Annotated in this window: 7 protein-coding genes; 5 read left to right on the plus strand and 2 right to left on the minus strand. The window is 62.9% G+C overall.

The features are described from left to right. Both HU729_RS24445 and HU729_RS24450 read right to left on the minus strand, forming a co-directional pair. Positions 1 to 1155 (minus strand): DUF4105 domain-containing protein (locus HU729_RS24445; RefSeq protein WP_186711804.1); only part of this gene is annotated, 1155 nt, incomplete at its 3' end. Between the two features lie 77 nt (positions 1156 to 1232). Further along, entirely contained in the window at positions 1233 to 1721 is a 489-nt protein-coding gene (locus HU729_RS24450) for a DUF3015 domain-containing protein (protein ID WP_065864072.1), read from the minus strand. Positions 1722 to 1973: 252 nt separating this feature from the next. Between HU729_RS24450 and HU729_RS24455 the strand changes: the two genes are divergently transcribed. The 5 genes from HU729_RS24455 (at position 1974) to HU729_RS24475 (ending at position 6640) form a co-directional block, all read left to right on the plus strand. Further along, positions 1974 to 4412, plus strand: a complete 2439-nt coding sequence (locus HU729_RS24455; protein ID WP_186711805.1) for an ATP-binding protein — start codon at positions 1974 to 1976, stop codon at positions 4410 to 4412. Positions 4413 to 4572: 160 nt separating this feature from the next. After that, positions 4573 to 4911 (plus strand): hypothetical protein, encoded by a 339-nt coding sequence (locus HU729_RS24460; protein ID WP_186668357.1) that lies wholly within the window; start codon positions 4573 to 4575, stop codon positions 4909 to 4911. Positions 4912 to 5010: 99 nt separating this feature from the next. After that, complete coding sequence (locus HU729_RS24465) at positions 5011 to 5499, plus strand: TIGR00645 family protein (protein WP_003247486.1); 489 nt, start codon at positions 5011 to 5013, stop codon at positions 5497 to 5499. A gap of 131 nt (positions 5500 to 5630) precedes the next feature. Then, on the plus strand, positions 5631 to 5936 hold the full coding sequence (locus HU729_RS24470) for a DUF6482 family protein (protein ID WP_186668355.1): 306 nt from the start codon (positions 5631 to 5633) through the stop codon (positions 5934 to 5936). 86 nt (positions 5937 to 6022) lie between these two features. Further along, positions 6023 to 6640 (plus strand): FKBP-type peptidyl-prolyl cis-trans isomerase, encoded by a 618-nt coding sequence (locus HU729_RS24475; protein ID WP_186668353.1) that lies wholly within the window; start codon positions 6023 to 6025, stop codon positions 6638 to 6640. Positions 6641 to 6753: the final 113 nt, after the last annotated feature.

Below are 6753 nucleotides of genomic sequence, written 5' to 3' on the forward strand. Positions count from 1 at the left end.
GGGGTTGCGGTTGATCGCCCGCAGCAGCTCGAAGCTGCGCCTGGCCTGTTCCGGGTCACGCTCCTGGCCGGTGGCGCGGTAGCGTTCCAGGCGATAGGCGGCATCTTGTACCAAAGCCTGGCGTTCGCGTGGCAGGGCGGTGAACTCGGGGCTCTGCAATTGCGCAGTGTCGGCGCTGACGGCCAATACCTGCTGTTTTTCGTGATGGTCCAGTGGCTCGGCGCGGGCCAGCAGCTCGCGTTCGCGCGATGGCCGGTAGCGCACATCGGACACCAGCCCCGACTGCTTGACTGCCTTGACCGTATCGGTAGGGATGGCGGTGAGCGGGAACTGCGAGGTCAGGTCCAGCCCGGGGCGGGCGACCTGCAGCAGCTCCAGCAGGCGGTAGGAGCAGTTCTCGTCGAAGAAGAAGTAGTCGAACTGCACCTGCTTGAGTTCCCAGACGTGCTCGACCATGCGCCCGGTCTCTTCAGGCGTCAGGTCCAGCTGGTACTCCCACAGGTCGCGGTTCTCCAGGCTGCGGTATTCGGAGAGTTTCTCCTGGTACGGCATCATCGCGAACAGCCCGGGGTAGCCGCCCATCAGGCCTTTCCAGGCGTAGAGGATGCTGTTGTCGCTGCCTTCGATATAGGCGCCGAAGTTGATCGCGTAGCTGAGCAGCGTGGTGTCGTTGCTGCGGGTGTCGGCCTTGTCGATGCGCAGCAGGGTATGGCCGAACATCGAGGACGGGCTGTTGAGGTAGGCCGCCGGGAAGATCAGCACCGCGCTGTGCGGTGCGACGTCGGCGTACCAGCGGCTGTATTCCTGGCAGTCCGGGGTCGGCAGGTCGCTGAGCTGCAGTTGCTCGCGTAGCCAGCGGGTGCGCGCCGGAAAGACGCATTGGGCGTGTTTGTCGCCCAGGTTGGCCGGGGCATACAGCGCATCGACCGTGGCGCGCAGTTCGCGATCCGGATGATGGGCGCCGTCCTCGGCGAGAAAGAATTTGTCGTCGTCCACATAACTGCGCCAACCGCCCAGCTTGGCGGTTTCGTAGTGACCCAGTGCGATCCAGTAGCGGTCGGCGGCCAACTGCTGCACGCGCGCGTCATCCAATGAAGGTGTCGCGTAGGCAGGTGCGCAGGCGCATAACGTCAGGTAGGCGAAGCGTTTGAGCATATCGGGCAACTACTTCTGAATGATGCCGAAGGGAGGCGGGCGAACCCCGCCCCGCAAGCGGGGCGGGCAGGTCGAACTTACGCTTCGGTAGCGTACTTCGCCAGTTGTGGATCCTTTTTCAGGACCGCGATGGTGTTGTTGTGGACATCTTCGGCAGTGACGTTGGCGCTGCTGAAGATCTGCTGGAAGTGGTCGTGGGTGACCGAGGCGAAGTGCGCGCGGTCTTCGGGTTTGACGCCCAGTACCACGGCGTAGGTGGTCAGGGCTTCGCCCTGGCCCTGAGCCATGTCTTCGGACAGTTCGTTCATGGTGCCATTCATGGCCAGCCACGATTTACCGCCGTAGGTGAGCGCTGCCTTGGTGGAGCAGCCGTTGGTGCCGGAGGTCATGCCGAAGGTGGCGTTACCGGAGGTGCCGTTGGTGGTGGAGGCCAGGAAGTGCGCCGGAGTGCCGCGCTGGCCTTCGAACAGCAGGTTGCCCCAACCGCAGTTCGGGCCGCCTGGCGCTTCGGCCATGGCATTGATCGAAACCGCGGCGAACAAGGTACCCAGAAGAATCCGTTTCATAGCGTTATTCTCTTTTTCGATACGTATCAATGATCAGGGTTGTCTGGCAGTTCATGCCAGGACGGGGAAGCATTTTACCCACCCGCGCAGTTTGGAGTTTAGGCACGATCCAATAGTTGCGTAGTTGATTGCGAAAAAATCTTGGACAAACCTTTTTAACGCCTGCGACATAAAGTCCCGCGGAGCCTTGCAAGGCGCGCGCCCCCGGCGCCAGAATGCTGCGTATCCGCCCCGCCGAAGTAAGGAAACCCAATGCCCGATCCTGTTGCTGCGCGCCTGCGTCTCGCGCCTGAAGCCCTGACCCGGCGTTTTTCCCCCGAGCAGTTTGCCTTCACCAACACCGATGATCTGGAGCCGTTTCGCGGAGTACTGGGCCAGGAGCGTGCCGTCGAGGCCCTGCAGTTCGGCGTGGCCATGCCACGCCCTGGCTACAACGTCTATGTGATGGGCGAGCCGGGTACCGGCCGCTTCTCCTTCGCCAAGCGCTACCTCAAGGCCGAGGGCAAGCGCCAGCAGACCCCGGCCGACCGGGTCTACGTCAACAATTTCGAAGACACCCGCGAGCCGCGTGCGCTGGAGTTGCCGGCAGGCACTGCTGGCGAGTTCATCGCCGACATGAACGGTTTGATCGGCAACCTGCTGGCGACCTTCCCGGCGGTGTTCGAGCACCCGTCCTACCAGCAGAAGAAGGGCGCCATCGATCGCGCCTTCAACCAGCGTTACGACCGTGCCCTGGATGTGATCGAACGCGCGTCGCTGGAAAAGGACGTGGCGCTGTACCGCGACGCCAGCAATGTCGCCTTCACCCCCATGGCCGAAGGCAAGGCGCTGGATGAGGCCGAGTTCGCCCAGTTGCCTGAAGAGGTCCGCGAGCAGTTCCACGAAGACATCGCCGAGCTGGAGGAGCGTCTCAACGAGGAGCTGTCCAGCCTGCCGCAGTGGAAGCGCGAGTCGAACAACCAGCTGCGCGAACTGAACGAAGAAACCATCACCCTGGCCCTGCAACCGCTACTGGCCCCTCTGTCGGAGAAGTACGCCGAGAACGCTGCGGTGTGCGCTTACCTGCAGTCGGTGCAGTTGAACCTGCTGCGCACCGTGGTCGAGCAACTGGTCGACGATGCCAAGACCGACGCGGTGGCGCGCAAGATGCTCGAGGAGCAGTACGCGCCAAGCCTGGTGGTGGGGCATCCGGTCAATGGCGGCGCGCCTGTGGTGTTCGAGCCGCACCCGACCTACGACAACCTGTTCGGTCGCATCGAGTACAGCACTGACCAGGGCGCGCTTTCCACCTCCTACCGCCAACTGCGTCCGGGGGCATTGCACCGCGCCAACGGCGGCTTCCTGATCCTGGAAGCGGAGAAGATGCTGGGCGAGCCCTTCGTCTGGGATGCGCTCAAGCGTGCGTTGCAGTCGCGCAAGCTGAAAATGGAGTCTCCCCTGGGCGAGCTGGGGCGCATCGCCACCGTCACCCTGACGCCGCAGATGATCCCGCTCAACGTCAAGCTGGTGATCATCGGCTCGCGTCAGCTCTACTACGCGCTGCAGGATCACGACTCGGACTTCCAGGAGATGTTCCGCGTACTGGTCGACTTCGACGAAGACATGCCGATGGTTGACGAGAACCTCGAGCAGTTCGCCCAACTGCTGCGCACGCGCACCAATGAAGAGGGCATGGCGCCGCTGACCAGCGATGCCGTGGCGCGCCTGGCGACCTTCAGCGCGCGTCTGGCCGAGAACCAGTCGCGCCTGTCGGCGCGTATCGGCGACCTGTTCCAACTGGTCAGCGAGGCGGACTTCATCCGCCAGTTGGCCAACGACGAGATGACCGATGCCGGACACATCGAGCGCGCGCTCAAGGCCAAGGCGACCCGCACCGGGCGGGTGTCGCAGCGGGTGCTCGATGACATGCTCGCCGGCATCATCCTGATCGACAGCGAGGGGGCGGCCATCGGCAAGTGCAACGGCCTGACGGTGCTGGAAGTCGGCGATTCGGCATTCGGCATGCCTGCGCGGATCTCCGCCACGGTCTACCCGGGCGGCAGCGGCATCGTCGACATCGAGCGTGAGGTCAACCTCGGCCAGCCGATCCACTCCAAAGGCGTGATGATCCTCACCGGTTACCTGGGCAGCCGCTATGCCCAGGAGTTCCCCCTGGCGATCTCGGCGAGCATCGCGCTGGAGCAGTCCTATGGCTACGTGGACGGCGACAGTGCTTCGCTTGGCGAGGCCTGTACGCTGATCTCGGCGTTGTCGCGCACGCCACTCAAGCAGTGCTTCGCCATCACCGGTTCGATCAACCAGTTCGGCGAAGTGCAGGCGGTGGGCGGGGTCAACGAGAAGATCGAAGGCTTTTTCCGCCTGTGCGAAGCGCGTGGCCTGACCGGCGAGCAAGGGGTGATCATCCCGCGCGCCAACGTCGCCACGTTGATGCTCGACGAGCGCGTGCTGCAGGCGGTCGAGGCCGGGCGCTTCCATGTCTATGCGGTGAGCCAGGCCGATGAGGCGCTGAGCCTGCTGGTGGGCGAGGACGCTGGTGCGCCCGACGAGAAGGGCGAGTTCCCCGAAGGCAGCGTCAATGCAAGGGTGGTCGAGCGCCTTCGGGCCATCGCCGAGATGATCAGCGAGGAAGAGATCAAGGACGCCGAAAAGGAACGGCTGGAGGAGATGGTGGCTGAGGCCAAGCCTGCCTGAGTCAATAAACCGGCGCTGGCGGCCAAGTGCTACCGTTCAGCGCCGGTTTTCCAGCAATGCTCACCTGTCATCTATGCTGGAACTTAAGGAGTTGTCAGGGTTCAGGATGGAAACAGCCTGTCGTGCAGGCTGAACAGGGCTTCTCAGAGGGGACGCCGCCATGCGCAACCTCAGCCTCACCCGCCAGTGCCTTGGCCTGGTGACCCGCATCGAGTGCAGCATCCGTCCGCTGGCCGGCGACAACGGCATGTGGACCTTGCTGTTTGCCGCCGGCATGGCCGGTGAGCAGCCTTCGGCGATCAAGGCGCAAGGGCCGTTTCATGGGCCGATGGTGGCCGAATCGGTGATGAACGCCATTGTCGACAGCTTGACCCTGCACGGCTACCAGGTGGCCGAAGATCCGCAAATCTGGTGCCTGCACCTGCAGGCGCAATTGCGGCGGATCAATGGCGAGCGTTGTCGCAACCTTGGGGACTACCAGTTCCGTCCGGACAATTGAAGAGGGCTCTGCGGCAACCCGCCGCAGACTTTTGCTGTCATAGATGGCTGGCTATACTCGCGCACGCTTTTTCAGTCATCTCATGAGCCCCTATCCTCCATGGAACGTATTCTCGAAAACGCGATGTATGCCTCCCGCTGGCTACTCGCTCCGATCTATTTCGGCCTGTCCCTGGGCCTGCTGGCGCTGGCGCTGAAATTCTTTCAGGAAGTGGTCCACGTCCTGCCCAACGTCTTTGCGCTGAGCGAGGCGGACCTGATCCTCGTGATCCTTTCACTGATCGACATGTCGCTGGTCGGCGGCCTGTTGGTGATGGTGATGATCTCCGGCTACGAGAACTTCGTCTCGCAACTGGACATCGACGAGAGCAAGGAGAAGCTCAACTGGCTGGGCAAGATGGATTCTTCTTCGCTGAAGATGAAGGTTGCCGCGTCGATCGTGGCCATTTCCTCGATTCACCTGCTGCGCGTGTTCATGGATGCGCAGAACATCTCCACCGACTACCTGATGTGGTACGTGATCATCCACATGACCTTCGTGGTCTCGGCTTTCTGCATGGGTTATCTGGACAAGCTGACCAAGCATTGAGTCGGTGAAGGCCGTTTCGCGGGTTTACCCGCGAAAGGCACGACGCGGCCCGACCGACGGCCCCTTGCCTAATCCCAGCTTCTGTACAAAAAATGAGCACTCATGCGGGGTTTCCGCAGCGAGGTGCATTCATGAATCTGCATCAGCTCAATTCCGAGGCCAGGGCCGGCCACGTCGATGAACTCAACCTGATCGCCATCGAAGGTGGTGACTACCTGCTCGAGGCCCGGATCAAGGGTCACGCCCATCCTCTCCACGCCCCCCGCGGAGAGCGCTTGAGGGTGCACTCGGTCGAAGATGCACGATTGCTCCTGAAAGCCCTGCCGATGCTGTCGATGAATCTGGTGCACTGGTCGGTGCAGGATGAGATGTGCGGCATGGGCAGCCACCCGGAGGAAGACCTCAAGGTCCCGATGTCCCAGCGTTCGGCCTGGTAGCTGCTTCGCGCAGCCCCAGTGTGCTAGGCTGCTTGCCCTTTTCACCAAGGGCGCGGATGCAGTGCGCCCTTAAGCGGAGCAAGCCAATGTCCGAACTCAACCTGTCCACCGACGAATCCCGCGTCAGCTACGGCATCGGCCGTCAGCTGGGCGGCCAGCTGCGCGACAACCCGCCACCGGGTGTGAGCCTGGAAGCGATCCTGGCCGGCCTGACCGACGCCTTCAACGGTGCCGACAGCCGCGTCAGCGAAGCCGACCTGTCTGCCAGCTTCAAGGTTATCCGCGAAGTGATGCAGGCCGAAGCTGCCGCCAAGGCCGAGGCCGCCGCCGCCGAGGGCAAGGCCTTCCTGGTCGAGAACGCCAAGCGTGATGGCATCACCACCCTGGCCTCGGGCCTGCAGTTCGAAGTGCTGACCGCAGGTAGCGGTGCCAAGCCGAGCCGCGAAGACAACGTGCGTACCCACTACCACGGCACCCTGATCGACGGCACCGTGTTCGACAGCTCCTACGAGCGCGGCCAGCCTGCCGAATTCCCGGTAGGTGGCGTGATCGCTGGCTGGACCGAGGCGCTGCAACTGATGAACGCGGGCAGCAAATGGCGCCTGTACGTGCCGAGCGAGCTGGCCTATGGCGCGCAAGGCGTTGGTAGCATCCCGCCGCACAGCGTGCTGGTGTTCGACGTCGAGCTGCTCGACGTTCTGTAAGACTGCGTCGTCTTCATCGCGGGACCAGCCCGCTCCCACATGTGCCCCGCAGGCTCTAATGCGCAGGTGTACTGGTGGGAGCAACTGTCTTGTTCAAAATCTAAAGGCCAGCC

The organism is Pseudomonas sp. RW10S2, assembly GCF_014268985.1.
Lineage (GTDB): Bacteria > Pseudomonadota > Gammaproteobacteria > Pseudomonadales > Pseudomonadaceae > Aquipseudomonas > Aquipseudomonas wayambapalatensis.